The sequence below is a fragment of the candidate division WOR-3 bacterium genome (assembly GCA_039804165.1).
In the GTDB taxonomy this organism is placed as follows: domain Bacteria; phylum Hydrothermota; class UBA3072; order UBA3072; family UBA3072; genus JAFGHJ01.
The window spans coordinates 13,038-38,606 of the sequence record JBDRZZ010000017.1; the positions used below are offsets into that span (position 1 = coordinate 13,038).

A 25,569-nucleotide genomic window follows, 5' to 3' on the forward strand; every position below is an offset into this window, starting at 1 on the left:
GTTTTATGAAAAAGGAGAGATCTTTTGCAGAATGTAAATTTAACCTTTAAAGAAGAAAGGTTAAAAGAAGAAATAGATAAATTAATAAAAGAGCTAAAGAAAGAGATTTCTATTCCTGGCTTTAGGAAAGGGAAAGCCCCAACAGAGCTTATAAAGGTTCGTTTTAAAGATTACTTAAAAGCCGAGGGGCTCCAAAAGCTTATTCAGGAAGAAATAGTAGGGATTATTGAAAAATATGAACCTTTTATCTATAGCCCTCCTATGATTAAGAAAGTAGATGAAGATAAAGATGGGATTCATCTTGAGGTTTCTTTAGACGTCCCTCCAGAACTCTCTTTAGACCTTTCGGAGATTGAATTAAAGGGAGATGATGAGGAAATTGACATAAAAGGAGAAATAGAAAAGTTAAGAGAAATAAATAGTGAGTTGAGACCCGTTGAAAGGGAAGTTAGAAAGGGAGATATTGTTACAATCAATTTAAAACTTGGAGAAGAGGAGTTTTCAAATTATACTTTTGAGGTTAGAGAAGATGATTTTTCTAAAAAGCTTTTAGGTTTAAAGGTTTCTGATGGAGAGAAGGAATTGGAAGTAGAGATTCCAGAAGATTTTCCAATAAAAGATTCTAAGAATAAAAAAAGACATGTGAGAATTTGTATTTGTGAAATTAAAGAGAAGGTGAAACCAGAACTTAACGATGATTTTGCTAAGGACCTTGGGTTTAGAAGTCTGGTAGAATTGAAAGAGAGCCTTAAGAGAAATATTCAGGAGGAGAGAAAGAGAAAAGATAAAGAAGATGAATTTGAGGAAGTTATTTTAGATAAGGTCCTCGAAAAAGTGGGGGATTTTGAAGTAAGTCCCGGACTTCTTAATCTAAATCTTTCAAAAGGATTATCTGAAGAAGAGGCTAAGGTTATGGCAAAGAAGTTGTCTATTCTTGATTCAATAGCTCTTAAGGAGAAGATGGAAATTACTGAAGCTGAGCTTGACCAATGGATGGATAGAATTTCGGAATCAGATGAGTTTGAGGAATATGGAGAGGAGGCTATTCGTTTTGTTAAACAATCAATTTTGAGGAGAAAAACTATGGATTTTCTTATTGAAAAAGCGAAAAAGGAGGAATCTAAGTGCGAAGTCAGTTAACAATTCCTTATGTTATTGAAAAAACAGCTCATGGGGAAAGAGCTTACGATATTTATTCGCGTCTTCTTCAGGATCGAATCGTATTTATAGGTTCAGAGATCGATCAGGCTACAGCTAATAGTGTAATAGCTCAACTATTGTTTCTTGAAGCTAAAGGTCCGGATAAAGAAATTCAAGTTTATATAAATAGTTTTGGAGGTAGTGTTTCTGATGGACTTGCTATTTATGATACAATGCAATATATAAGATGTCCAGTCTCCACAATTTCTGTGGGTATCTCAGCTTCTATTGCAGCAGTAATTTTGACAGGAGGAACTAAAGGAAGACGTTATGCTCTTCCTAATTCAAGAATTCTTCTGCACCAGCCTTCAGGAGGTGTGAAAGGAGTAGCTTCTGATATTGAAATCCATGCAAGTGAGATTGTAAAGATTAGAGAAAGATTAAATGCTATTCTTTCTTACCATACAAATCAACCTTTAAAAAAGATTAGAGCTGATACTGATAGAGATTTCTGGATGACTGCTGAGGAGGCTCTTGAATATGGACTTATTGATGAAGTCATTAAAAGCAGGAAGGAAATAAAGACAAATGATGAAGGAAAAGTTTAAAGGAGCTTTCTGTTCGTTCTGTGGACGCCCTTATACACATTCCGGAAGACTTATTGCAGGAAAAAATGGGAGTTATATCTGTGAAGATTGTGTTGAGTTTTTTGCAGATTTTTTAGAGAAAGAGCCAGAATTTTCTCCAAGACAGATTGATTTTGAAATTCCTAAACCCTTAGAAATAAAGGAATATCTTGATAAGTATGTGATAGGACAAGAAAAAGCAAAGAAGATAATTTCTGTGGCAGTTTATAATCATTACAAAAAAATTAAATATCAAGCGAAAGATGTGGAGATGGACAAATCTAATATTCTCCTAATTGGTCCAACAGGAGTGGGCAAAACGCTTTTGGTTCAGACTCTTGCTAGATTCTTGAAATTACCCCTTGCTCTTTGCGATGCCACTTCATTAACAGAGGCAGGTTATGTGGGAGAAGATGTTGAAAATCTTCTTGTAAGACTTCTTCAGGCAGCTGATTATGATATTGAATTGACAGAAAAGGGCATTGTTTACATAGATGAAATTGATAAAATTGCAAGGAAGTCAGAGAATCCTTCTATTACAAGAGACGTTTCTGGAGAAGGAGTTCAGCAGGCTCTCTTAAAAATGATAGAGGGCTCCATTGTAAATGTTCCTCCTCAAGGAGGAAGGAAACACCCTGAGCAGGAATTTTTAAGAATAAATACAAAAAATATTCTTTTTATTGGAGGAGGAACTTTTGAAGGTCTTGAAAATATAATTAAAAATAGATTACAATACAATTCTCTTGGTTTTAAGGCTAATTTAAATCTTAACCAAGTTGAAAGTAATGGAAGGATATTGGAGCATATTGAACCTCATGATCTTATGAAATTTGGTTTTATCCCAGAACTTGTAGGGAGGTTTCCTATAATTGTTACTTTTCATGATTTATCGCTTTCAGAACTCAATGATATTCTTAGTAAGCCAAATAATGCTCTTGTAAAGCAGTACAGACAACTTTTAAATTGGGATGGTGTGGATTTAATCTTTACTCGGTCAGCTTTAAACGAAATTTCAAAAAAAGCTTTGAAAATGAAAACTGGGGCTAGGGCTTTAAGAGGGGTAATAGAAGAATTGATGCTTGATGTGATGTTTAAGCTTCCTCATATGAGAGACGTTAAAAGTTGTAAGATAACCAAAGCAACTGTTACAAAAGGTGTTCCTCCCCAGCTTATTAGGAAAAAAAAGAAAGCTCAATGAACCAAATTTAGGAACTTTATTTTTTTAAAAAGGTAAATTCTTGAAATGATTAAATGGTCCCCTTTTAGGTCAATATTACTAACTTATCTATTCTTTATATTGTTTGGTTCAATTTTATTACGACTACCTATAGCTGGGAGAGATATTTCTTTTATAGATTCTTTATTTACTTCTACTTCTGCTATGTGTGTTACGGGTTTAATTGTTAAAGATACAGCGCTAGATTTTACTTTTTTCGGTAAGGCAGTGATTCTTTCTTTAATTCAGATAGGGGGGATGGGTTATATGGCTATTGCTAGTTTGTTTATGACTGTATTTGCAATAAGACCTGATAAAAGACAAAATATTGTTGTTCAGCAAGGTTTTGCTCTTTTTGGCAGAGGAAATACTCTTAAATTTTTGAGAACCGTTGTCCTTGTAACTTTTATTGTTGAAATGATAGGAGCCTTCTTTTTCTTTTTAGGGTTTAATAAGAGTTTTGTTAATAATGACGATAGAATTCTTCATGCAATATTTCACTCTGTCAGTGCTTTCTGTAATGCTGGATTTAGTTCTTTTTCTGATAATCTAATGGGTTTTACAAATAGTTTATTAATTCCTCTGGTTACTGCTTTTTTACTCATTTTTGGAGGTCTTGGTTTTATAGTTATTATTGATATAATAGATTTTTTAAGAAGAGAGAAGAAATATCTTTCTGAGCATTCAAGGATTGTTCTTTATATGACAATGCTTCTTATTATATTTGGAACTCTTTCAATATTTATCCTTGAATATGGAAATGCAATATCTCCTTATAAAATGATTTCTAAGATTGTAATTTCTTTTTTTACAGCAGTAACGCCAAGAACGGCGGGATTTACTCTCCTTGATTTGAATAAACTCTTACCTACCACCATATTGATATTAATTTTATTTATGTTCATTGGAGCTTCTCCAGGAGGAACAGGAGGTGGAATTAAGACAACAACATTTACAATAACTTTAGTTTTTTTTATTTCTAAAATAAGAGGAATGAAATCTGTAAATATTCAAAAACGACAAATTCCGGAGGAGCAAGTTAATAAGGCATTGACACTTTTTCTTATTTCATTAATATTAATATCTATAATAATTAGTATTTTAAGTTTCACCGAGAGAGAATTGGTGAAAGAAAGGGGGTTTTTACCTATAGTTTTTGAGGAATTTTCTGCCTTTGGAACTGTGGGGTTATCTATGGGTTCTTTAAAAAATGGAAATTTGTCTCTATCCTATGATTTTACGAATTTTGGAAAAATTTTAATTATTATAACAATGTTAACAGGGAGGATAGGGCCACTTTCGCTTCTTGCAGCGGTTTTTGAAAGAAGAAGCGAGAGTTTTCAGTATCCTCCTGCGAGGGTGCAGATAGGATGATTGAGAAAGGGGAAAGAAGGGAATACTTTGTAGTTGTAGGGTTGGGAACTTTTGGCCTTACCGTTGTTTCAGAGCTTCTTAAAAGAGGTTGTCAGGTTACTGCAATTGATAAAGACGAAGATAAAGTTGAATTAGCTTCTGAGTTTGCAATAGATGTGATTACAGCTGATGTAAGGGAGAAGAAGCCTTTAGAGGACGCAGGGGTAGGTTCTGCAGATGTCGCTATTGTTTCGATTGGTGAGGATCTTGAAGCTTCTTTTCTTGCAACTCTTCATTTAAAAGAACTTGGGGTTCCTTTGATTATAACAAAGGCTTCTTCGCCATCTCAAGGAGAAATCCTTGAGAAGATAGGAGCAGATCGAGTTATTTATCCAGAGGAAGAGATGGCTAAGAAACTTGTAGATCAACTTCTTCATCCTTTTGTAATAAACTACTTCCAGTTGAATGATAGGATTGGAGTAATGGAATCAGATACCCCTATTCAGTTTATTAATAAGACTCCAAGAGAACTTGCTCTTAGGAATAAATATGGTTTAAATCTTGTTGCTATAAAAAGAAAGGTCCAAAAGGAAGAGACTAAAGATCTGACTGAAGAGCTTATAGTGATTCCTTCTCCGGATGAGAAAATAATAGAAGGAGATATTTTGCTTGTAATAGGAGATTATAAATCGCTTGAAAAATTTAAAAGAATGCAGAGAAGTGGAAATGGATAAAAAAGAATTAAAGGAGTATAATATAACAAAGCTTTTGGAATCTTTGCCAACAGGTTTAATTTTAATTGATAAGGATAAAATAGTAATTGAAGCAAATCCTGAGGCAAGAAAACTTCTTGGAAGAGATATTGAATCTGAAAATATAAAAGATGTTTTTGAAAATATAGATATTGGATTGTTAAAGAAATTGTTTAAGGGACGTAATATAGAAAGAAGTGTGGTTGAAGTTGGAGATAAAACAATAGGTTTTAGTGCGGCACCTATCTTTGATGAAAAAGGAGAAATCATTGGAGCATCAATTATTCTTAGAGATATAACAGAAATAAAGAAAATGGAAGAGGAGCTTAGAATAAAAGATAGACTTTCCGCTCTTGGAGAAATGGCTGCTGGATTGGTTCATGAAATTAGAAATCCTCTTGCTTCCATTAAAGGAGGCATTGAATCTCTATTGACTTTTTTAGAAAAAGATAGGGAGAAATATAAAGCTACTCAGAAAACTGTGGAGATAATCTTACAAGAGATTAAACGTCTTGAGCGAATAGTAAATGATATGAGTTTATATGCTTCTTACAAGAAACTTGTAAAATCCAAGGTTAATTTGAAAGGTTTGGTTGGAGAAACCCTCTTGATGTTTAGCGAAGAAATTGCAGAAAGGAATATTCATATTAAAAGGAATTTTAAGGGAAATCTTTTCTGTTGGGTAGATAGAGATAAGATTGTTACTGTCTTAAATAACTTGGTTCTTAATGCAATAGAAGCTATAGGGAGTGATGGGCGTATTGAAATTAATATGGAAAGAGAGAAGAGTAATATTATAATAGAGATTCAAGATGATGGAGGAGGTATCCCTCCTGAAATTATGCCCAAGATTTTTGATCCTTTCTTTACAACTAAAAGTAAAGGAATAGGTCTAGGTTTATCTATAGTTAATCAGATAATTCAGAATCACCACGGAACAATAACTGCTTTTAATAAAGAGAAAGGAGCTTGTTTCAGAATCACTTTGCCTGTAGAAAGTGAAGAATGAATGGTAAAATCCTTATAATAGAAGATGAGAAGAGTTTAGTGGAGGTGATAGAGTCAATTCTCTCTGAGATAGGGACGGAAGGTGAAAATTCTTATGAGGTAAGAAAAGCTTATACTGCTTCTGAAGGATTAAAAGTTGCTTCCGAGTTTAACCCGGATGTAGTTCTTCTTGATATAAGATTACCTGATCGTTTAGGCACAGAGGTTTTAAGTGCTTTAAAAGAGCAAGATAATGATGTGCAAGTTATAATTATGACTGCTCACGCTACCATAGAGACTGCTATTGAGGCGGTTAGAGAACAAGCTTATGACTATATTCAGAAACCATTACCTTCAAGAGCACAATTTCAAACTCTAATAAACAATGCTCTTGAGAGAAGATATCTATTATTGGAAAAGAAAAAATTGTTAACAGAGATTTCGGAGGTTAATTTGGCTCTCGAAGAAGCAAATAAAGAATTGAGAGAAGCAAAGTCGGTTGTCGATCAAAAGTTAAGGGATAAAGTGGAGGAACTCTCTTTGCTTAATCAATTTTCAGAATCTCTTTTAGATTGTAATGACCTTGCTCTTTTAATTGAAAGAATTCCTGAAATTGTTTTGAGGTTAACTAAAGCCGCTGGGGTAGTATTAATATTGAAAGATACAAAGGATAATAGGTTTTCTGTCCATGCAGTAAAGGGAGATGTTGGAGTATCTTTAGGTAAAGAAATAAAGGTAGGAGAGGAACCTTTTGGTCTGGTAAATAATGAAGGGCCTTGGGAAACAGAAGATTTTATTTGTTCGCCGTTGTCTTATATGGGTGAGACTTTAGGAGTTCTTGCCTTGAAGAAATCTGAGAAAGAGATTTCTCCGGAGCTTATTCAGACTATAACAAATAATATTTCTATTTGTTTATACACTAGTATGTTAACAGATTCTCTAAAGGCAAGTTACATTGAAGCTGTTCTTTCTTTTGTGAAATTTCAAGAGTCGGCAAATCCAGAGTTAAAAGTTCATAGTGAAAGAGTTGGCAAGCTTTCTATGGAAATTGCAAATAGATTGGGGGTGCCAAAAAGTGAAATGAGTAATATTAGATTTGCTGCTCTTCTTCATGATCTTGGGAAGGTGGTAAGAGGAGAAGTTCATTCAGAACTACTTAGTGCTGAAATAATCAGTCCTTTGAAATTTTTAAGAAAAACAAAAAATATTCTTGAACATCTCTACGAGAATTTTGATGGTTCAGGAAAACCTGATGGGCAAAAAGGAGAAGCTATACCAATTGGCTCAAGAATTGTGAGAGTTGCTAATGAGGTTGATGAGTTGCTTTCAACTAAGATTAGGAAAGAGGAAGTTATTAAGAAAATAGAAGAGAAATCAGGCTCAGTTTATGATCCAAGAGTGGTAAATGTTTTAAAAGAAGTTTTATAATATGATTACTGTTGGAAAATATTGGAAGGAGAAATTTGGTGAGAAGGTTTATCGAGTTTGTATTGATGGAGGTTTTACCTGTCCAACAAGAGATGGGACAAAAGGGATAGGGGGGTGTTATTTTTGTGATGAAGAAAGCTCAAGGGCTAAGTATATTGAACCGGAAGATTCAATAGAAAGACAATTAGAGAAGGGTATTTTGAGGTTAAAGGAAAAAGGAGTAAAAAAGTTTATTGCTTATTTCCAGTCTTATACAAATACTTATGCAAAGGTGGATGTTTTAAGGGAGAAATATTTTAAAGCCCTTAACCATCCTGAGGTTGTTGGGATTTCTATCTCTACAAGACCTGATTGTATTGATGAAGAAATTGTAAAACTTTTGGATGAGATTTCTAAAAGATATTACACAATTGTTGAGTTAGGAATTCAATCTATGCATGATAAGACTCTTGAATTTATAGGAAGAAAACATACATCTATGGATAGTATAAGAGCTTTGAAATTATTAAAAAGATGTGAAAACTTAGAGATTGTTGCTCATGTTATTCTTGGGTTACCTGGCGAGACAAAAGAAGATATGATGGAAACAGGAAGAATCCTTTCTAAATTAGGAATAGATGGGTTAAAACTTCATCATCTTTACATTGTAAAAGGCACACCCTTTTTTGAGGAGTTTAAAAAGGGAAATATCAAAGTTTTTGAGAGACCCGAGGATTATGCTAAAGTTGCTAAGGACTTTTTGAGTAACTTTTCAAAGGATATTGTAATTCATAGATTTGCTGGATACTCTTCATCTTTTAGATTGGTAGCTCCTTCCTGGACTTCAGAAAGGAGTATAGCAAAGAAACTGATTATTGGCAATTGATAATGTTAAGAAGTTTTAGTGATAAGGCTTGACAATATCATAAACTTTATTACTCTCCCTTAAAAGGAGTAAAGAGATGTTTATTTTATTGTTTTTATTTTATTCTCTTGGAGATATTAAAGATTTTTGGGATGGTTTAAACCGTGTGAGTGGTCCCACAGGTTTTGAGATTCTTCAGCTTGATATGGATGCTAGAATTAATGCGACTGGAGGTAATTCTTTAGAAAAAGGAATTTCTTCATTGCTTTTGAATCCTGCTGAGCTTACTTCTGTTAACTCGAAATATTGTTTTACTTTTAGTTATAGACCTCTATTTTGCGAGATGAATGCAAATTTTGTTGGTTTTACTCTTAAAAGAGAAAATGAAGTGTTTGGATTTTATTATTTAGGATTTTATTCTGGGGAAATACCTCTTCAGGATAAAACTCCAGGAGTTTCAGTTGCAAGTTATTACGCCGAAAATATTATTTTTGGGCTTTCTTATGCAAGAAGTTTTGGAAATTGGAGTTTGGGAGGGACAATTAAAACCCTTAGAGAAAGGATTTTTGAGGTTTCTTATCTCACTTATTCTTTTGATCTTGGAATGAGTTATAATTTTAGTTCTTCTATTAATCCTTTTAGAGTGGACTTTTCCTTTCTTCACTTAGGACCAAAATATGGTCCCCAAAATTTTGAGAAAGTGTTTCGTTTACCCCTTACTTGGCATCTTGGTTTTAATAAAAAAACTGGTTCATTATCTTTTGGTTCTTCTCTAAATAAACCCTTGAACACAAAATTGCAATGTACTTTTGGAGGAGAATATAGATTTGGGGATTATTTTGTGATTCGTTTTGGGAAGAAGTATAATAATCCGTTGGAAAAAGGTTCTTTTGGTTTTGGATTAATTAGGAATAAGATAGCCTTAAATTATTCTTATTATCTTTCTCAAATAGAAGATTTTGAAGGGGCTCATATTTTTACAATTTCTATAGGAACATAATGATAAAGTATTTAGATTTTGAAAAACCTATAGCTGAATTATTGGAGAAAATAGAGGAGTTGAGGGCTCTAAATGAGAGCACAAATGGCAGGTATGAAGCTGATTTAAGAAAACTTAATGAAAAGCTTGTTAAGTTAAGAAGGGAGATATTTTCCTCTCTTACTCCTTGGCAAAGAGTGGAGATGGCTAGACATCCCAATAGGCCATACACTAGTGATTATGTGAAGTATCTATTTAAAGATTGGATAGAGCTTCATGGAGATAGAAGGTATGCGGATGACCTTGCAATTATCACAGGGTTAGGTAAGTTAGGAGACATCTCTTTTGTTATTGTTGGGCACGAAAAAGGAAGAACTACATCGGAAAAAATTAAACGGAATTTTGGGAGTGCTCATCCTGAGGGTTATAGAAAAGCTCTTAGGGTGATGAAAATGGGAGGAAAGTTTAATCTACCAATAGTTTGTTTTGTTGATACAGCAGGGGCCTATCCTGGGATTGGAGCAGAAGAAAGAGGGCAAGCTTTGGCTATAGCAGAAAATATAAAGGAAATCGCTGTTATTCCTGTTCCTATAATCGTGATAATAACAGGAGAAGGAGGGAGTGGCGGCGCTTTAGCTATTGGAATAGGAGATAGAATATATATGCAAGAATTTGCTGTTTATTCTGTGATTTCTCCAGAAGGATGTGCTTCGATTATCTTTAGAGATCAGGAACATAAAAGAGAAGCTGCGGAGCTGCTAAAGATCACGGCAGAGGATCTTAAAGAATTTGGTGTTATTGATGGAATAATAAAGGAGCCAGAAGGTGGGGCTCATAGTAACCACGAGGAAGCTGCTCGTTTAGTTGGAGAAATAATACTTAAATCTTATGAAGAATTGAAAGATATTCCAAAAGAAGAGTTGATAGAGAAAAGGATTGAGAAGTTTTCAAAGATGGGAATATTTATAGAGGAATAAATGGCTATTAGAGGAGATTTTAAGGAATTTGAATTAAATGACATATTCCAATTTATTCAGATGGGAAATAAGGATGGAGCTTTGTATATTAAAGGGAAAAATGGGAATGGGGTAATTTATTTTGAGAAAGGGAATATTAAACACGCAGAGACTGGCAAGTACGTAGGAACTGATGCGATAAATGTATTCCTTACCTGGGATTCTGGGACTTTTGAGTTCATCCCGGAGGAAAGAACGGATAAAGTTACGATTGATCTTCCTATTAATAGTGTGATTCTTGAAGCAGCAAGACAGATAGATGAGTGGAAGAAGATGGAGGATGTAATACCTTCTGAGGAGGTTGTGGTGGATTTTGAAGAAGAGCCAGAAGTTACTGATATTGAACTTAGACCCTTAGAATGGAAGGCTCTTTCTATAATAGATGGAGAAAAAACTATAAGAGAAATTGCAGAAGAGCTTGGAATGAAAACTTTTGATCTTGCGAAAGTTCTTTATGGTTTAGTTCAATCTGGTCTTATAAAAGTGAAGAAAAAATAAATGGTTAAGATTTCTGAAAAGGAGGAGATGGAATGAATAGAAGAAATATATGCATTGCAGGACATGCTAATGCAGGGAAAACTTCCTTAGGTGAAGCAATCCTTTATAAGGCAAAAGTAACCACTAGGTTGGGCTCTATTGAAAATGGAACGTCTATTTTTGACTATTTGAAATATGAAAGGGAAAGAAAATATTCGGTTAACCTTTCTGTTGTTACTTTTAATTACGATGGAATTGATGTTGATCTTATAGATACACCGGGATATCTTGACTTTCAAGGAGATATGATAGCTGGCTTAAGTGTTTCTGATGCGGTAATAATAGTGGTTGATGGAGTTTCTGGTTTTGGTTTTATGACGGGGAAGGTAAATGAGTTTAGTGAGAAAAGAGGGATTCCAAGATTATTCTATATTAGTAAAGTAGAGAAAGAAGGGGTAGAGTTCAAACGAATAATGGAAGAAATAAAAGGGGAAGTTAGAAGTGGAGTGATACCACTTGTTGTACCTTTCATGAAAGGAAATAAAGTGATTGGTGTTGTCGATGTATTAAAAATGAAAGGATATTCTTCTAATGGTGAAATGGAAATTCCTAAGGAGTCTGAAGGCGAAATTAAAGAGTATAGAAATTTAATGACTGAATCTCTTGCAGAAATTGATGAGGGACTTATGGAGAAATTTGTAGAAGAGAAAGAGATCACTGATGAAGAGTTAAGAGAAGGGTTACGTAAAGGATTTATTTCTGGAGAAATCTTTCCTTTAATAGCTGGGGATTCTGTATCTCTTTTGGGTATAGATTCTCTACTTCACTATATTAAAAATATATTTCCTTCTCCAAAGGAGGCTAAACTTCCCTCTGGTATTGAATCAATTGATGGACCAACAGTTGCTTTCTCTTTTAAAACCGAATTTGAACCTCATATGGGAGAGTTGAGTCTTATAAAAGTTTGGAGAGGAAAAATTTCTGTTGGAGATACACTTATTAATACTTCAACAAACACTGAAGAAAAAATAAATCAGATTTTTGTTTTAAAAGGAGGAGAAAAGAAGGTAGTGGAAGAACTTCCTACTGGAGCAATAGGTGCTCTTGTAAAGTTAAAGAATACTTCTACAGGAGATACTTTGTCTGATCCTTCTAATTTGGTTGTTCTCCAGAGGCCTGAGTTTCCACATCCTGTTGCTAAAGTGGCTATTGAAGGCGAAACAGAGAAGGATAATGATAAAATATCTAAGGCTCTTTCAAAGATGAAAAAATCTGATCCTACATTTAACTATAATTTTGATGTGGAAACCAAACAGCTTATCTTAGAGACAATGGGTGAACAACATATGCAGTTTATAAGATCTTGGTTGGAAGAAAATTTTGACGTGAAGTTTATAGAAACTATGCCTGGAATTCATTATAGGGAGACAGTTCAGAAGAAAGCAGAGGGGCATGCAAAGTTCAAAAAGCAAACCGGTGGAAGAGGACAATATGGGGAAGTATTCTTACGCATTGAGCCTCTTCCAAGAGGAGCAGGAATAGAATTTGAAGATCAAATAAAAGGAGGTAATATTCCGAGTAAATATATTCCAGCGGTAGAAACCGGGGTAAGGGAGGCTTTAAATTCTGGAGCTCTTGCAGGCTATCCTATTATTGATTGCAAAGTTATTGTTTATGATGGTTCATATCACCCTGTTGATTCCTCGGATAATGCTTTCAAAAGAGCAGGTTCTATGGCTTTGAAAGATGGAATCTTGAAAGCATCTCCTTTTCTTTTAGAACCTATTCTTAAGGTGGAAGTGGTAATTACTGATGAATACACAGGAGATGTTATGGGAGATTTAAATGCAAAGAGAGGAAAGATTTTAGGTGTTGATGCTATGGGAAAGTTTAAGGTTATAAAAGCTTATGTTCCAGAAAAGGAGATGTTTAAATATTCTTCCAAGTTACGTTCTCTTACTCAGGGAACAGGAACTTATTCTGCCGAATTTGCCTTTTATGAAAGAGTTCCAGAAGAGATAGCAAAGGAAATAATTGCCCAGAGAAAGGTGGAAGAAAAGGAAGAAGAATGATTTTTTTCCTTCTTTTTTCTGTTTTTGAAGGAGAGTTTTTCCTTGTTGGAATAGACGCGGAAAGCTGGGGAAGAGGAGGAAGTGGGGTAGTTTATCCAACCACGGGGTATAAAAATCCTGCTTCTTCTCTGATAATGGACCCCATTCTTTATTTGAATGGTTCAAAGCTCTTTGGAGATTTGGCAAATTTTATAAGTGGAGGATTGAGTTTAAATCAAATTGATTATGGATTCGGGATTCATTTTATCTTGCATTCTGTAGGAGATATCTACGATACGAGGAATGCCTGGAATGATGAAAATGAGAGTGGTTATCCTGAGGAAGGAGAAGAATTTTATGATGGTCTAAAAAGTAGTTTTTTTTCGCGGGAAAGTGCTCTCTTAGCTACATATGCGAGATGGATAGGAAATTTTTCTGTGGGAATGGGGGTTAAGTTTATTTATAAAAAGATCCAAAATGCTCTTGCAGTGGGTGCAGGTGTAGATGTTGGTATTATATACGAAATGGAAAATTACTCAATTGGTGGTGTGATAAGAGACATTTTTACCTCACCTTTATTCTGGGATGGGAGAACAGAATATATTGAACCTTCTTTTCTTTTAGGAATGGGGTTTAAAAGAAAAGTAGGTAGAATGCCAATTCTTTTTGAGGTTGATTTATTAAAGGACGATTTTGGAGTTAATCATAATTTAGGAATTGAGATTGGCTTGAATGATTGGTTAAAGATTAGAGGAGGTTTTTTTAACGATCAATTAACCCTTGGGTGTGGAGTTATGAAGAAAGAATTTAATGTTAATTATGCTCTCAGTTTACACTCAGATTTGTTGATATCTCACAGGGTTTCTTTATCTTATAGGTTAAGATAAGTCTGTTTTATATTCTTCTATTTCTTCTTTCAATTTATATAGGATGTTATGTGCTTCTTTAGGAGTTATATTATCTGGATTTAAGGATTTAATCTTATTTAAAATAATATTTTCGGGTTGAAAAAGAGATTTTTGTCTTACCTTTGGTGGATGTTTTCTTTTAATTCGATCATCTTCTCTTAAGTCTTTTAGAAGTTCTTTTGCTCTGATTATTACATTCTCAGGAAGACCAGCCAGTTTTGCAACTTCAATTCCATAGCTTCTGTCTGATGAACCTTTTTTAACTTCTCTTAAGAAGATTATTTCATCCTCAGTTTCTTTCACAGAGACATTGTAATTTACAATTGTTTTGTAATATTCTTCTAACTCTGTCAATTCATGGTAATGAGTTGCAAAAAGAACAAGGGGCTTTTCGGGAATGGAATTTAGATATTCTATTACAGCCCAAGCAATCGAGAGTCCATCATAAGTGCTTGTGCCCCGTCCAATCTCATCAAGGATTACAAGGCTCCTATTTGTTACATTGTTTAGAATATTCGCTGTCTCATTCATTTCTGCAAGGAATGTTGAAACTCCTCTAGTAAGGTCATCAGAAGCTCCGATACGGGTAAAGATGCTATCCACTATTCCTAAATGAGCTTCTTTGGCTGGGACAAAAGATCCTATTTGAGCCATTATAGTTATTAGAGCAATTTGTCTTAAATAGGTTGATTTCCCAGCCATATTTGGGCCAGTTAGAACTATTATCCTTTCCTCTTCGTTTAAATTGATATCATTTGGGATGAATTCTCCTTCTTTTAAGATTTTTTCAATGACAGGGTGTCTTCCCTCTATAATTTTTATTCCTTTATTTAATGAAATTTTGGGCCTGGAATAGTTATTTGTAATTGCAAGCTCAGCAAGACCTCCTAATACATCAATTACGGAAATAGCAGAAGCTGTTGCTTCAAACTCACTTATGTAACTTTGTAAATTTTCTAATAAATCTTCAAAGAGCTTTTTTTCAATTTCGTTTTGTCTTTCTTCTGCAAGTAGAATTTTTGATTCAAATTCTTTTAATTCCTCTGTTATAAATCTTTCACAGTTTGTGAGAGTTTGCTTCTTTATATAATTTGGAGGAACCCCTTTAAGTTTTGCTTTTGTTATTTCTATATAATAACCAAACACCGAGTTATATCCTACTCTTAATTTATCAATCCCTGTTTTTCTTTTTTCTTCTTCTTCATATTTCAGGATCCAGTCTTTCCCTTTGAAAGCGAAGTCCCTTATTTCATCTAATTCAGAATTATATCCTTTTTTAAAAATTCCTGTAGAATTTATCTTCGCGGGAGGGTCTTCTACAATTGCTTTATCAATTAGTGCTGTTATATTTTTTAAATCGGGGATTTTCTTTTCTACTTCTTTAAAGATTGGTGAGCTTAAATTTGAAATTATTTTCTTTAGTTCCTCTGCTCTTTTTAAAGATATTTTTAGAGAAATTAAATCTCTTGGTGTTGCTCTTTTTGTAGACACACGACCCGTTATTCTTTCAATATCATAAATTTCCTTTAATTTTTCTCTCGCCTTTCTTAAAATATTTGTCTTATAAAGAAGTTCTTCTATCCCGTTTAATCGATCTTCTATTTCTGTTATATCTATTGAAGGGAATAAAAGCCATTTTTTTAGTAGCCTATTTCCCATTGAGGTAATTGTTTTATTTATTGTATCTAAAAGAGAGCCTTTTACTTCTCCATTGATTTTTGTTATGAGTTCAAGATTTCTGATGGTTGCTCCATCAAGGAACATTCCTTTTTCTGGATTAAAACGAGAGATTTTCTTTATATGTTTTAAGAGCGTTTTTTGATTTTCTTTTATATAAGAGAGTAAAGCTCCTATTGCACCTACTGCAGGAGATCTTTCCGAGAGTCCAAAAGCTTCAATACTTAAAATTCCAAAGTGTTCTTTTATTAACTTGAGAGCGAATTCAGGGGTAAACTTATAAGGTTCAACTTTTGAAATAGGGATCTGAGTTGAAAGTTCAATAGGGACTCCCTCTTCTGGAATTATAATTTCTTTTGGAGAAAGGCGATTTAATTCATCAATAAGATTTTTTATTTCACCTGCTTGGAATTCTCCAGTTGAGATGTCAGAAAAAGCGATTCCGTAAATTTCTCCAGATTTTATAATAGAAACTAAATAATTGTTGTCAGAGTCTTTTAATAAAGAAGGTGTCATTATTGTTCCTGAAGTAATTACTTCTACAACTTCTCTTTTAACGATTCCCTTTGTTAGTTTTGGATCCTCCACTTGTTCACAGATTGCAACTTTCTTACCGGAGCGGACAAGTTTTTCAATGTAAGAGTCAGCTGCTTTTATTGGTATGCCAGCAAGAGGAACTCTTATGTTTTTGCCCATAGGTTTGGATGTTAATGTAATATTTAAGATTTTTGAGGTAATTTTTGCGTCTTCGTAGAAAGTTTCGTAGAAGTCTCCCATGTGAAATAGGAGTATTGAATCTTTATATTTTTCTTTTATTTCGAGATATTGTTTAAGGATTGGTGTCAAAACTTACAAAACCGTAAAATCCTTTATTTTTTAGGGTTTCAAGATATTTTTCTGCTTCCTCTTTGGTTTCGAATTTTCCTGAATAAATTTTTGAGTATCCACTTATTTCTTTTATAAAATACTCTACTTCTTTTTCTTTAAGTTTTTCTATAAAGTATTCTAACCATTTTTTATCTTCATAAGCTCCAAGCTGGACAGTGTAGAAACCTTGAGGGAAAACCTCTTTTCCTTCTTCTTTATTTTTTAAAATTTCTTCTTCATCTTCAAAACTTTCCTTTGGTAATAGCTTTTTTATTTTTCTCGCTTTTACTGTATCTCCTTTATTTTTATAACAAAAACTCAACCAGTAACAAGCTTTCTGATAAAGAGGAGAACTTTCTCCTTTTTTGAAAATCAACTCTAAATGTTCAGAGGCTCTTTCGAAGTCGTTTAGAATGTAATAGAGCATTCCAATTCTAAATAGAGAAGAATCTGCATAAGGGCTTTTTGGATCTTCTTTTATTATCTCTCTGTAATATTCGCTTGCTTTAAGAGGATCTCTCATTTGTGAAGCTTTTTTAAACTTTTCTTTTGTTGAAGTAGAGTTTATTATAAGAGCTAATAAAAGATAAGTACCCATAATCTTCAACATATGGTAGGTCGGAGAGAACCGAAGGAATCACAAGAAGGGCATTTCCAAGTGAATTCTTTTATCTCGCTATTGCATTCTGAACATCTATAGATATTTTTTTCTATCCTCTCTTTTATTTTCATAAGGCATTTTGTTTTCATTGTTTCATCTTTTATTTCATCAGAGATCATAGTTAAAAGGAGAAGAGTTGTAGGATCCTCCAGATTGAAATTCTTTATTGAGTTTTCAAGAATTTCTTTTGCTTTTTCCAATTTACCTTTTCTTTTTAAAATTGATAGATAAGAAATAAATATATTTATATTTTCCGGGTTCTCTTCAAACTTGTTTTTAAGATAGGGCTCTAAGGTGCTGAATTTTCCTTCGTTAAACATATATTCCTCAAGCAAAGGTAAATATAGAAATGATTTCGTCGGTTCAAGAGCTATGCCTCTTTTTACATATTCGGCACCTTCTCCTTTAGCTCCATCTTTAATTAAAAGTTTGCCATGAAGATAATAAGCGTAAGAGATTTCTTCTCTTTCTCCAATGGAGAGGAGCTTCAATGCTTTTTTAGGGTCAGTTTGGAAAATTACCTCGGCGAGGTAAGTCGCATAATTTGCAAATTTTTTTGCATCGAAGATCTTTTCCGCAATGTTCAGAGCTTTATCCCATTTTTCTAATTTTTCATAAGTTTTTAACAAATTATTTGCTATCTCTAAATTTTTAGGTTCTTTGGTGTAGATAACTTCCAGTAAAGGTAATGCTTTTTCCCATTCTTTACTTTCTATATAATCCCAAGCTAAAGCCTCGTTTAGTTTTCTTTTCTGTTCTTTAGTTAATAATGGATTTACTGAAAGATTTCGATGTATTTTTATCGCTTTTTTTACCTCTCCTTTTTCCCTTAAGATATTTCCGATATAGAGATAACTTTCAATATTAGAAGGTTCGGTTTCTATTACCTCCCTAAACAATTTAATCGCTTTGTCTTTTTTTCCTTCAATTATTGTTTCCAGAGCTTTTAGGTAAATATTGTAATATTTGGAATTTTTAATTTTGCTGGGAGTAGAAAAGAAAAATGCTAAACCTAACCAAATAATTATAAATAGAATTATTACATATAAAAGAAGATTCATGCTAAAATTTCTCCTTCCTCTTCTTTTTTCTCTTTCTTTCTTCTTTCTTTCTTTTCTTCCTTCTTTTTTGGTTCTTCGGTTTCTTCTTCAAGGGGAAGATCCTTAAGAGCTTTAATTTCTTTCTTTAAGTTCTTGTTCTCTTTGAGAATTTCCCTCAACTGTAACTTCATTTTTATAGTGCTAATTCCTGATAAAATGATGGTGAGAAGACATCCAATGAGAAGTGATTCTAATATGAGTAAAATAAGGGGCATATCCTCAAATTTCCATTTAAGTAAATAGAAAGTAACAAGGGTATCTCCATTTTGTGTTCCTATTATTATTCCAAGAATTAGAATTATTCCTAAGATTAAAGATATTATTAAACTCATTAATTTACCTCCTTTTTTATTTCCCCGATTGGAACCCACCCATTAATCTTATCTATTTTGATGATATATTCAAAACCGATTTTTGCAACCCCTGGAAGAATTACTATTCTCCCATTTTTAGTTTTTCCAATTTTCTGTCCATTCTTTTTCCCGTTTTCTATTGTGAGAACCTGTAGTTCCTTCCCTAAAAGTTCTCTTGTCTTCTCAAGAGTGATTTTATTTTGTGTTTCTATTAAAATTCTTAGGCGTTCTTTTTTTATAGAATCTTTTACTTCAAGAGGAAACAGAGATGCGAGGGTCCCTTCTCTTTTAGAATAGGCGAACATATATGCATAGTCAAAACGAATCCTTTTAACCGCATCTAAAGTTTTTTTGTAGTCTTCTTCTAACTCTCCTGGAAATCCAACAATTATGTCTGTTGTAAGGGAGAGTTCAGGAAGAAGGCTTCTTGCTTTATTTATTATATTTATATAATCATTAATTTTATATCTTCGTCTCATTTTTGATAATATTTTATCGGATCCCGATTGAAGAGGGAGATGGAGGTATTTTGCTATTTTTTGAGATTCTGCCATAACTTCAAATAAATTTTTTGGTAAATCCGCCGGGTGAGAGGTGAGGAAACTTAATAATTTTAAATCTTTAATTTTACTTACCATTTTTAAAATCTGTGGGAAATCCACTCCTTTGTAATAATATGCATTCACATTTTGACCAAGAAGAGTAATTTCCTTTGTTCCTTCAGAGACAAGTTTTTCAGCCTCTTTAAGGATGTCTTCAGGAGGCCGACTTCTTAATTTGTTACGGAGGTAAGGAACAATGCAGTATGAGCAAAAATGATTGCACCCTCTTGTTATAGAGATATATGCACTTGTTTTAAAAGGGGATGGTAAGATTTCTGAATACTGCTCATCTGGATTTTCTGGAATTATTTTTTTATTTTTTGCTTTAATAGTATTTATTAACTCACGATAAGAGTCTGGAGGGGCTATAAAATCTACTACTGGATGCGTAAAAAGAGTTTTGTTGTGTTTTGCTACACAACCGAGAACTGAGACGATCACTTCTGGTTTTTTCTTTTTAAGCCCTATTAAAGAGTCTAATCTTCCAAGGACTCTTTTTTCAGCATTTTCTCTTACCGCACATGTATTAAAGAAAATGTAGTCGGCCTCTTCAATTTTAGAAACTTCTTCAAAATTCTCTTTTTGGAGAAGGCTCCTAATAATTTCAGAGTCGTATTTATTCATTTGACAACCATAAGTGCGGATATAAAATTTATTCTTTGACTTCTCCATAAACCAAACCTTCCTTAATATCAGAGATTCTTACAGAAATAATTCCCTCTTTTTTTTCTTTTTTAGGAAAATGAATTTTTATATAATTTGGAGTAACCCCCAAAAGCCAGTTTTTCTCTAACGAGCTTTCCCCTTCAATTATTACCTCAAATGTTTTTCCGAGGTTCTCTTTTAGAAATTTAAGTTTTTGAGATTCTCCCAGTTTCTTTAACTTATAAGCTCTTTCTTTTCTTATAAATTCTTTAACTCTATCTGGATATAGGCTTCCTAATGTGTATGGTCTTTCTGAATATCTGAAAATGTGTAAGTGGTTAAAATTTGCTTCTTTTATAAGATTTATGGTGTCTAAGAAATCTTTTTCTTCCTCTCCAGGGAACCCTACAATAAAGTCTCCGGCTAAACACGTATCTTCTCTTATTTCTCTTATTTTTTCTGCTATCCATAATGTTTTTTCTCTTGTGTATTTTCGGTGCATTCTTTTAAGAATCTTATCGCTTCCAGATTGCTGGGAAAGATGGAGATGCGGCATTAGATTTTTGTTTTTGAAAAGTTCTATGAAATCTTCTGTAATACAATTAGGCATTATAGAAGTTAAGCGGATTCTTATGTCAAATTTTAAAAGTTCTTCAACTAACTCCTTAAGGCCTTTACTTTGATATTGATAATTTCCAATATGGATTCCAGTTATGACAACTTCTTTATAACCTTTTTCTATCAAATTTTCTATATTTTTGATTATTATATTCTCTGGCAAAGAGTAGCTTTTGCCTCTTGCATAAGGAACAATGCAGTAGCTACAAAAATTGTTACAGCCGAATTGAATTGGTAGATATGGTCTCGTTCTTGAACCAATAGGAGTATATAATTTACTTACAATCTCCTTATCCTCAATCCAACATTTCTCTTCAAATTCTTGGGGGAATAGTTTTGCTTGACAACCAAGAATTCTTACTTCTTTTGCATATTTTTTAGCTTTTCTATAAAGCTTTCTACTTTCAGAACCAGCTCTTGCTGTCACAATGCAGGTGTTTATGTAAGCAATATCAGGGTTTTCACTGAGAGAAACCACCTCATTGCCTTCTTCAATGTGTTTTTGTTTCAGGCAATTTGTGTAAAATTGGTTAATTTTACAACCTAAAGTAGAGAAAGATACTTTCATATCAATAATTTAGATAATAAGGAATAGTTGTCAATGGATAAAAATAACCTAAATATTAGGAACTTATTTTTTCTCTTTGAGTTTTTTCTTTCTTCCTTCTTCCGCCCATTAACAATCCTCCAATAAAACCAATTGCAAGACTTACAAGGATTACAACGATCTTTGGCGCTTGGAATCTTTTTATGAATACAATATCCATTGATTCTGTATTCCCTAAAATGAAGATTATGATGAAAATTATAAATATTATCCATATAGTTAATTTTACTTTCATAATTTACCTCCCTAAATAAAAAACGGGACCGACGAGATTTGAACTCGCGACCTCTGGCTTGACAGGCCAGCGTTCTAACCAGACTGAACTACGGCCCCAATAAGTTTAAATAATAATACGAAAAACCTTTACTTTGTCAAGTATTTCTTTTTTAAAAATGGACTCTTGACTTTATTCCATTTTATTTTTAATTTTTTATGTATGAGTAAAAATGGTGTTTTGGTTCTTTTTTCTCTTATAATAATTTTCATTTTATTTGTAATTTTGGAAATAAGGCCTCAGATTTATTTACCTTTTGAGAGATTTTTGTATGATAAGAGAGAATTTTTTGAGATGGATTTTGAAAGAAAGCTAAATGAAATAATTATTGTGGATATAGATGAAAAAAGCATTAAAGAACTTGGAAGATATCATAATTGGCCAAGATATTACTTTGGGAAAGCAATAGAAACAGTTAGCATTCAGAATCCCTATGTGATAGGTATTGATATAGTTTTTTCAAGTCCTGATTCAATAAACGATTTCACTAAGGAAGTTTATCTTTTACATCTAAAAAGAGAAAACCAGAAATTATTTTCTGGAGATTCCTTAGAAATAAAAGCTAAACTTGAAAAATTACTTTCTTCTTTCTCCTTTGATTCTTATGTAGCTTCTTCAATAAGTAAAGCAAAGAGAGTAGTTCTTGCTTCTTATCTTACAGAGGATTTTTCAGATAATCCTCAAGTTTCTTTAAATAACTATTATTTAGGAATAGAGCCTCCTAAGAAGAAAGAACTTACTTTCCCGGGAATAGTTATTCCTGTCCCTGAATACCTAAATGCAGGTGCAAAAATAGGTTTGGTTAATGATGTTTTTGATTCTGATGGAGTTAGGAGAAGAGAACCCTTATTTTTTAATTATAAAGGAAAGACTCTCCCTTCTTTTTCTTTTGCTATAGTAGGGATGGCTGTAAAAAATTGGGAATTTAAGGATGGAAAACTAAAAATCCTTGGGAGGGAGATAAATTTAGAAGAAGGGGTTTTTTTGAGGATAAAATATCAAGGAGATATTAATACTTTTAAGTATGTTTCTTTTGTTGATGTGATAAAGAAGGAAGTTCCTGATACTTTGTTTAAAAAGAAGATAGTTCTTTTTGGTTCTTCTCTTCCTGAACTATATGATTATTCTCAGACTCCATTTGGAGCAAAACTTCCAGGGGTTGAATGCCATGCCAATGTTATCCACAATCTTTTATTTTCTAAACCAATAACAATAGCTTCAAAACGCATTATATTTTTAATCTCTATTGTTTTAATTTCTCTTACTTTATTTATTACAAATAAGACTTCTCCATATATTTCCCCTATAATTACTCTTATAATAATTGGAGGTTATTTACTTTTCACGATTTTGATGTATATGACTTATTTTGTTTCTTATGAGATGTCAAGACCTGTTATAGGAATAACCCTCGCTTTCTTTACAGGTCTTTTATCTAAAGTTTATTTTGAGGAAGAAGAAAAGAAATGGATTAAGGATCTTTTTTCAAGATATGTTTCTAAAGAAGTTGTAAATCAAATAGTGAAGCTCCCCTACCTGAATCTTGAAGGAAAGCGTCAAGAAATTAGCGTTTTATTTTGTGATTTAAGAGATTTTACCCCGAGGGCTGAGATGGAGAGTCCGGAGAGTATTGTTGAGGTTCTTAATATTTATTTTGAAGAAATGTCTGAAGCGATCTTTAGTTATGGGGGGATGGTGGACAAATACTTAGGAGATGGAATAATGGCTCTTTTTGGTGTGCCTATATTTAATCCTGGGCACGCAGATAAAGCAGTTTCTTGCGCAATTGAAATGCAAAATCGAATTTATTCTCTTAATCAGAAAGAAATATTAAAAGGAAAACCTCCTTTGGAAATCGGGATAGGAATAAATTCAGGAGAATCTATTGTTGGAAACGTAGGTTCTGCAAATAGAGTTGAATATACTGCTATAGGAGATGTAGTAAATACTGCTGCAAGAATTGAACCCCTCAATAAAATGTACAAAACTAAGATTTTAATTTCTGAGAAAACAAAGAATAAGCTTCAAGGCAATTATAAGATAGATTTTGTGGGAAAGGTTCAGCTTAAAGGTAAAACCGAATCTATTGGGATATATTCGGTTTCTTCTGAATTGTCATTATGGTAAGATATAAAGGAGTGATTTTATGTTGTTTTTTATATTTGGGACTATTTTAAACTTCTATACTAATGATGTTGTAATTAAAAGAGGAGATACAATTATAACTCCTTCTTTTGGTATGGAAATGAAGGATATTGATACTATTATAGTGAGAGATAGTTCTAAAGCAGAGGTTCTTTACTCCGATAGTAGTCTTCTTTATATAGATGAAAATTCAAAAATAGTTTTGGAGGGAAAAGAGAGAAGATCTGTTTTTATTTCTTTTGGGCGAATTTGGGCTAAGGTAAAGAAACTTTTAAAAGGAGAATCTTTTGAGGTTAAAAACCCTTTGTCTATTTCAGGGGTTGTAGGAACGGAGTTTGAGGTTTCTTATATAAATGATGAGGTAGAAGTTAAAGTGGTGGAAGGCAAGATTAAAACAATGGAGATTCAAACTGGTAAAGAGGTAATTCTTGAGAAAGAAAGATTAGCAAAGATTAGAAGAAATTTGGAGATAGAAGTCCGGGAGTTTAAATTAAGAGAAATGAAAAGATGGTATGAGTGGAAGGAGGAACAACTAGACTTTCTCTTAAGAAAAATTGAAGAAACTTTAGATAAGGGAAGAGAAAAAGAAGCTACAAGATTAATGATTCAGGGTTATACTCTTGCAAAGAGGTTAGCTTTAACAGAAAAGTATGAAAGGGTAATTAAAAGGTTAAGGGAGAAGCATAGAGAGTACAAGAAAAAGAGAGAAAGAATATTAAATGAATTAAATAAAATCGATGAGTTTTATAATGTGTTTGCTAAATCTTTTAACGAGAAATATCCTCTATTTCTGGAATTAAGTGGAAGGGTGGAAAGACTTAGGATGGAAATTGTAAGACTACGAAGCTATAGAGGAAAAGAAGAATATTTTCTTATAAAAGAGCGGTTAAATACAGATAAGGAAGTAAAAGAGGTAGATATACTTATAAAAGATATAGAGCCTGAAAAGATGTCTAAGGAAAGCAAGAAACTAAAGGAAAGTTATAAGTTTTTGAAAGAGTTGAAAGAAGAATTTGTTGAAGATCCAGAGTTGTCTTATAAGGTTGAAATGTGTTATGGGAGAATAAAAGATTTAATAGAGAGGCTTTTACCAATAGAAGAACAGCTTACAAGAGATATTAGAACTTTTGAAAAAATAAAGGTGGAATTTTCAAAAAGAAGTAGAGAATTTAAAAGATAAATTAATATAAGTTAATATAAGCATTTTTGTCAGATTTATTCTAATCACATTCCTTTTAAAAAATTAAGATTTTGTCTTGCCTCAGCGAATTGGGAATGTTATAATGTTAGAGTTATAGCCTAAAAGGAGGCAAGAATGCAGAAAAGGTCAATCAGTGTTGAAAGAAAATTTGCATTAGTTATGACTATCTTAAAGGGTAACGAGAGTATTGAAAAGATAGCAAAAGAAAGTGGAATATCCTCATAAGAGTTTACATCGTTGGAAGCAACAATTTTTTGAAGGAGGGAAACAAGGATTATCTGGTAATGGCAAGAGTTCCAGAGAGAAAGAACTCGAAAAGGAATTAGAAGATGCAAAGAAAGTTATAGGTGAAATAACCATTGCAAATGAGATATTAAAAAAAACACTAAAAAGTTGAGTAGAAAGGGAGAAATAGAAATGGCAAAAGAGATGGAATATAGATTGAAAATAGGGAGAGATTTAAGCAAAATAAGGGTTTTAGATTATCTTCCTCTTTCCAAATCTGGTTATTACAGATTAATAAATAGAAAATAAAGAAAAATTTAAAAGAAGAGCCAATAAAAATTGAAGATAGGAACAAGATAATAAATAAAGCGAAAGAGCATAAGCATTGCGGTTATAAGAAAATTCACCATATATTGAGACGAGAAGGTGAAAATATAAAGAGGAGGATTGTATATCGAGTAATGAAAGAAGAAGGGCTTTTGCAAATTCAGTTTCGTAATAAAGAGATGAAAGAGATTTATTTAAGAAAGCTTTAAGAATTAATTCCATCTCAACCTAATGGTCTATGGCAAATAGATGTGACTTATGTTTATGTATTTGGCTATGGATACTGGTATATAATAGACTTAATAGATTACTATTCCAGATATGTCCTTGCTACCTATCTTACGCCGAGTTATACTGCCAAATAAGGTATAAAAGCATTAAAAGAAGCGATAAGAGAAGCGGAAAGTATACATGGCAAAATAGAAGATGAAATTGTTCTTGTAACGGATAATGGAGTTACTTTTACAGCAAATAGATTCAGAAAGGATAT

General features: G+C 32.9%; 24 protein-coding genes and 1 tRNA gene. 17 read left to right on the top strand and 8 right to left on the bottom strand.

The features are described 5' to 3' along the window. Nucleotides 1-24: 24 nt before the first annotated feature. From ABIN61_06655 to ABIN61_06715, 13 genes are all read left to right on the top strand, one after another. Nucleotides 25-1,140 carry a trigger factor gene (locus tag ABIN61_06655; GenBank protein MEO0293881.1) on the top strand — a complete coding sequence of 372 codons (1,116 nt, stop codon included), beginning with the start codon at nt 25-27 and terminating at the stop codon, nt 1,138-1,140. After that, entirely contained in the window at nt 1,125-1,748 is a 624-nt protein-coding gene (locus tag ABIN61_06660) for an ATP-dependent Clp protease proteolytic subunit (protein MEO0293882.1), read from the top strand. The genes ABIN61_06655 and ABIN61_06660 overlap by 16 nt, the downstream gene beginning before the upstream one ends. After that, the gene (gene clpX / locus ABIN61_06665) at nt 1,729-2,964 is read left to right on the top strand and encodes an ATP-dependent Clp protease ATP-binding subunit ClpX (GenBank protein MEO0293883.1); all 1,236 of its coding nucleotides are present in this window, start codon (nt 1,729-1,731) and stop codon (nt 2,962-2,964) included. The genes ABIN61_06660 and clpX overlap by 20 nt, the downstream gene beginning before the upstream one ends. Nucleotides 2,965-3,009: 45 nt before the next feature. After that, a complete protein-coding gene (locus tag ABIN61_06670; protein MEO0293884.1) occupies nt 3,010-4,356 on the top strand; it encodes a TrkH family potassium uptake protein in 1,347 nt (448 codons plus the stop codon). Then, nucleotides 4,353-5,069, top strand: a complete 717-nt coding sequence (locus ABIN61_06675; GenBank protein MEO0293885.1) for a TrkA family potassium uptake protein — start codon at nt 4,353-4,355, stop codon at nt 5,067-5,069. The genes ABIN61_06670 and ABIN61_06675 overlap by 4 nt, the downstream gene beginning before the upstream one ends. Next, entirely contained in the window at nt 5,062-6,096 is a 1,035-nt protein-coding gene (locus ABIN61_06680) for an ATP-binding protein (GenBank protein ID MEO0293886.1), read from the top strand. The genes ABIN61_06675 and ABIN61_06680 overlap by 8 nt, the downstream gene beginning before the upstream one ends. After that, a complete protein-coding gene (locus tag ABIN61_06685; GenBank protein ID MEO0293887.1) occupies nt 6,093-7,502 on the top strand; it encodes a response regulator in 1,410 nt (469 codons plus the stop codon). The genes ABIN61_06680 and ABIN61_06685 overlap by 4 nt, the downstream gene beginning before the upstream one ends. Nucleotide 7,503: 1 nt before the next feature. After that, nucleotides 7,504-8,367, top strand: coding sequence for a TIGR01212 family radical SAM protein (locus ABIN61_06690; GenBank protein ID MEO0293888.1), 864 nt, complete (start codon nt 7,504-7,506; stop codon nt 8,365-8,367). A 76-nt stretch (nt 8,368-8,443) separates the two neighbouring features. Continuing rightward, nucleotides 8,444-9,346 carry a PorV/PorQ family protein gene (locus ABIN61_06695; protein MEO0293889.1) on the top strand — a complete coding sequence of 301 codons (903 nt, stop codon included), beginning with the start codon at nt 8,444-8,446 and terminating at the stop codon, nt 9,344-9,346. Next, nucleotides 9,346-10,302 (top strand): acetyl-CoA carboxylase carboxyltransferase subunit alpha, encoded by a 957-nt coding sequence (locus ABIN61_06700; GenBank protein MEO0293890.1) that lies wholly within the window; start codon nt 9,346-9,348, stop codon nt 10,300-10,302. The genes ABIN61_06695 and ABIN61_06700 overlap by 1 nt, the downstream gene beginning before the upstream one ends. Beyond that, nucleotides 10,303-10,839, top strand: coding sequence for a DUF4388 domain-containing protein (locus ABIN61_06705; protein MEO0293891.1), 537 nt, complete (start codon nt 10,303-10,305; stop codon nt 10,837-10,839). Nucleotides 10,840-10,871: 32 nt separating this feature from the next. Beyond that, a complete protein-coding gene (locus tag ABIN61_06710) occupies nt 10,872-12,890 on the top strand; it encodes an elongation factor G (protein MEO0293892.1) in 2,019 nt (672 codons plus the stop codon). Beyond that, complete coding sequence (locus tag ABIN61_06715; GenBank protein ID MEO0293893.1) at nt 12,887-13,756, top strand: hypothetical protein; 870 nt, start codon at nt 12,887-12,889, stop codon at nt 13,754-13,756. The genes ABIN61_06710 and ABIN61_06715 overlap by 4 nt, the downstream gene beginning before the upstream one ends. Here ABIN61_06715 and mutS read toward each other — a convergent pair. From mutS to ABIN61_06755, 8 genes are all read right to left on the bottom strand, one after another. Beyond that, entirely contained in the window at nt 13,748-16,300 is a 2,553-nt protein-coding gene (mutS, locus tag ABIN61_06720) for a DNA mismatch repair protein MutS (protein MEO0293894.1), read from the bottom strand. The two genes, ABIN61_06715 and mutS, sit on opposite strands and share 9 nt — an antisense overlap. Beyond that, nucleotides 16,284-16,919 (bottom strand): SPOR domain-containing protein, encoded by a 636-nt coding sequence (locus ABIN61_06725; GenBank protein ID MEO0293895.1) that lies wholly within the window; start codon nt 16,917-16,919, stop codon nt 16,284-16,286. Before ABIN61_06725 ends, mutS begins: the two co-directional genes overlap by 17 nt. A gap of 5 nt (nt 16,920-16,924) precedes the next feature. After that, on the bottom strand, nt 16,925-18,043 hold the full coding sequence (locus ABIN61_06730; GenBank protein ID MEO0293896.1) for a tetratricopeptide repeat protein: 1,119 nt from the start codon (nt 18,041-18,043) through the stop codon (nt 16,925-16,927). Further along, entirely contained in the window at nt 18,040-18,414 is a 375-nt protein-coding gene (locus tag ABIN61_06735; GenBank protein ID MEO0293897.1) for a lipopolysaccharide assembly protein LapA domain-containing protein, read from the bottom strand. The genes ABIN61_06730 and ABIN61_06735 overlap by 4 nt, the downstream gene beginning before the upstream one ends. Continuing rightward, nucleotides 18,414-19,709, bottom strand: a complete 1,296-nt coding sequence (gene miaB / locus ABIN61_06740; GenBank protein MEO0293898.1) for a tRNA (N6-isopentenyl adenosine(37)-C2)-methylthiotransferase MiaB — start codon at nt 19,707-19,709, stop codon at nt 18,414-18,416. The genes ABIN61_06735 and miaB overlap by 1 nt, the downstream gene beginning before the upstream one ends. Continuing rightward, nucleotides 19,690-20,868, bottom strand: coding sequence for a MiaB/RimO family radical SAM methylthiotransferase (locus ABIN61_06745; protein MEO0293899.1), 1,179 nt, complete (start codon nt 20,866-20,868; stop codon nt 19,690-19,692). Before ABIN61_06745 ends, miaB begins: the two co-directional genes overlap by 20 nt. A gap of 55 nt (nt 20,869-20,923) precedes the next feature. Continuing rightward, entirely contained in the window at nt 20,924-21,142 is a 219-nt protein-coding gene (locus tag ABIN61_06750; protein MEO0293900.1) for a LapA family protein, read from the bottom strand. 23 nt (nt 21,143-21,165) lie between these two features. Further along, nucleotides 21,166-21,240 (bottom strand) — tRNA-Asp (locus ABIN61_06755). A gap of 103 nt (nt 21,241-21,343) precedes the next feature. On the opposite strand from ABIN61_06755, the gene ABIN61_06760 reads away from it, so the two are divergent. The 4 genes from ABIN61_06760 (at nt 21,344) to ABIN61_06775 (ending at nt 25,061) form a co-directional block, all read left to right on the top strand. Next, nucleotides 21,344-23,308, top strand: a complete 1,965-nt coding sequence (locus tag ABIN61_06760; GenBank protein ID MEO0293901.1) for an adenylate/guanylate cyclase domain-containing protein — start codon at nt 21,344-21,346, stop codon at nt 23,306-23,308. 19 nt (nt 23,309-23,327) lie between these two features. Next, on the top strand, nt 23,328-24,506 hold the full coding sequence (locus ABIN61_06765) for a FecR family protein (GenBank protein ID MEO0293902.1): 1,179 nt from the start codon (nt 23,328-23,330) through the stop codon (nt 24,504-24,506). 229 nt (nt 24,507-24,735) lie between these two features. Then, on the top strand, nt 24,736-24,924 hold the full coding sequence (locus ABIN61_06770; GenBank protein MEO0293903.1) for a hypothetical protein: 189 nt from the start codon (nt 24,736-24,738) through the stop codon (nt 24,922-24,924). After that, a complete protein-coding gene (locus ABIN61_06775; GenBank protein MEO0293904.1) occupies nt 24,921-25,061 on the top strand; it encodes a hypothetical protein in 141 nt (46 codons plus the stop codon). The genes ABIN61_06770 and ABIN61_06775 overlap by 4 nt, the downstream gene beginning before the upstream one ends. Nucleotides 25,062-25,569 lie beyond the last annotated feature (508 nt).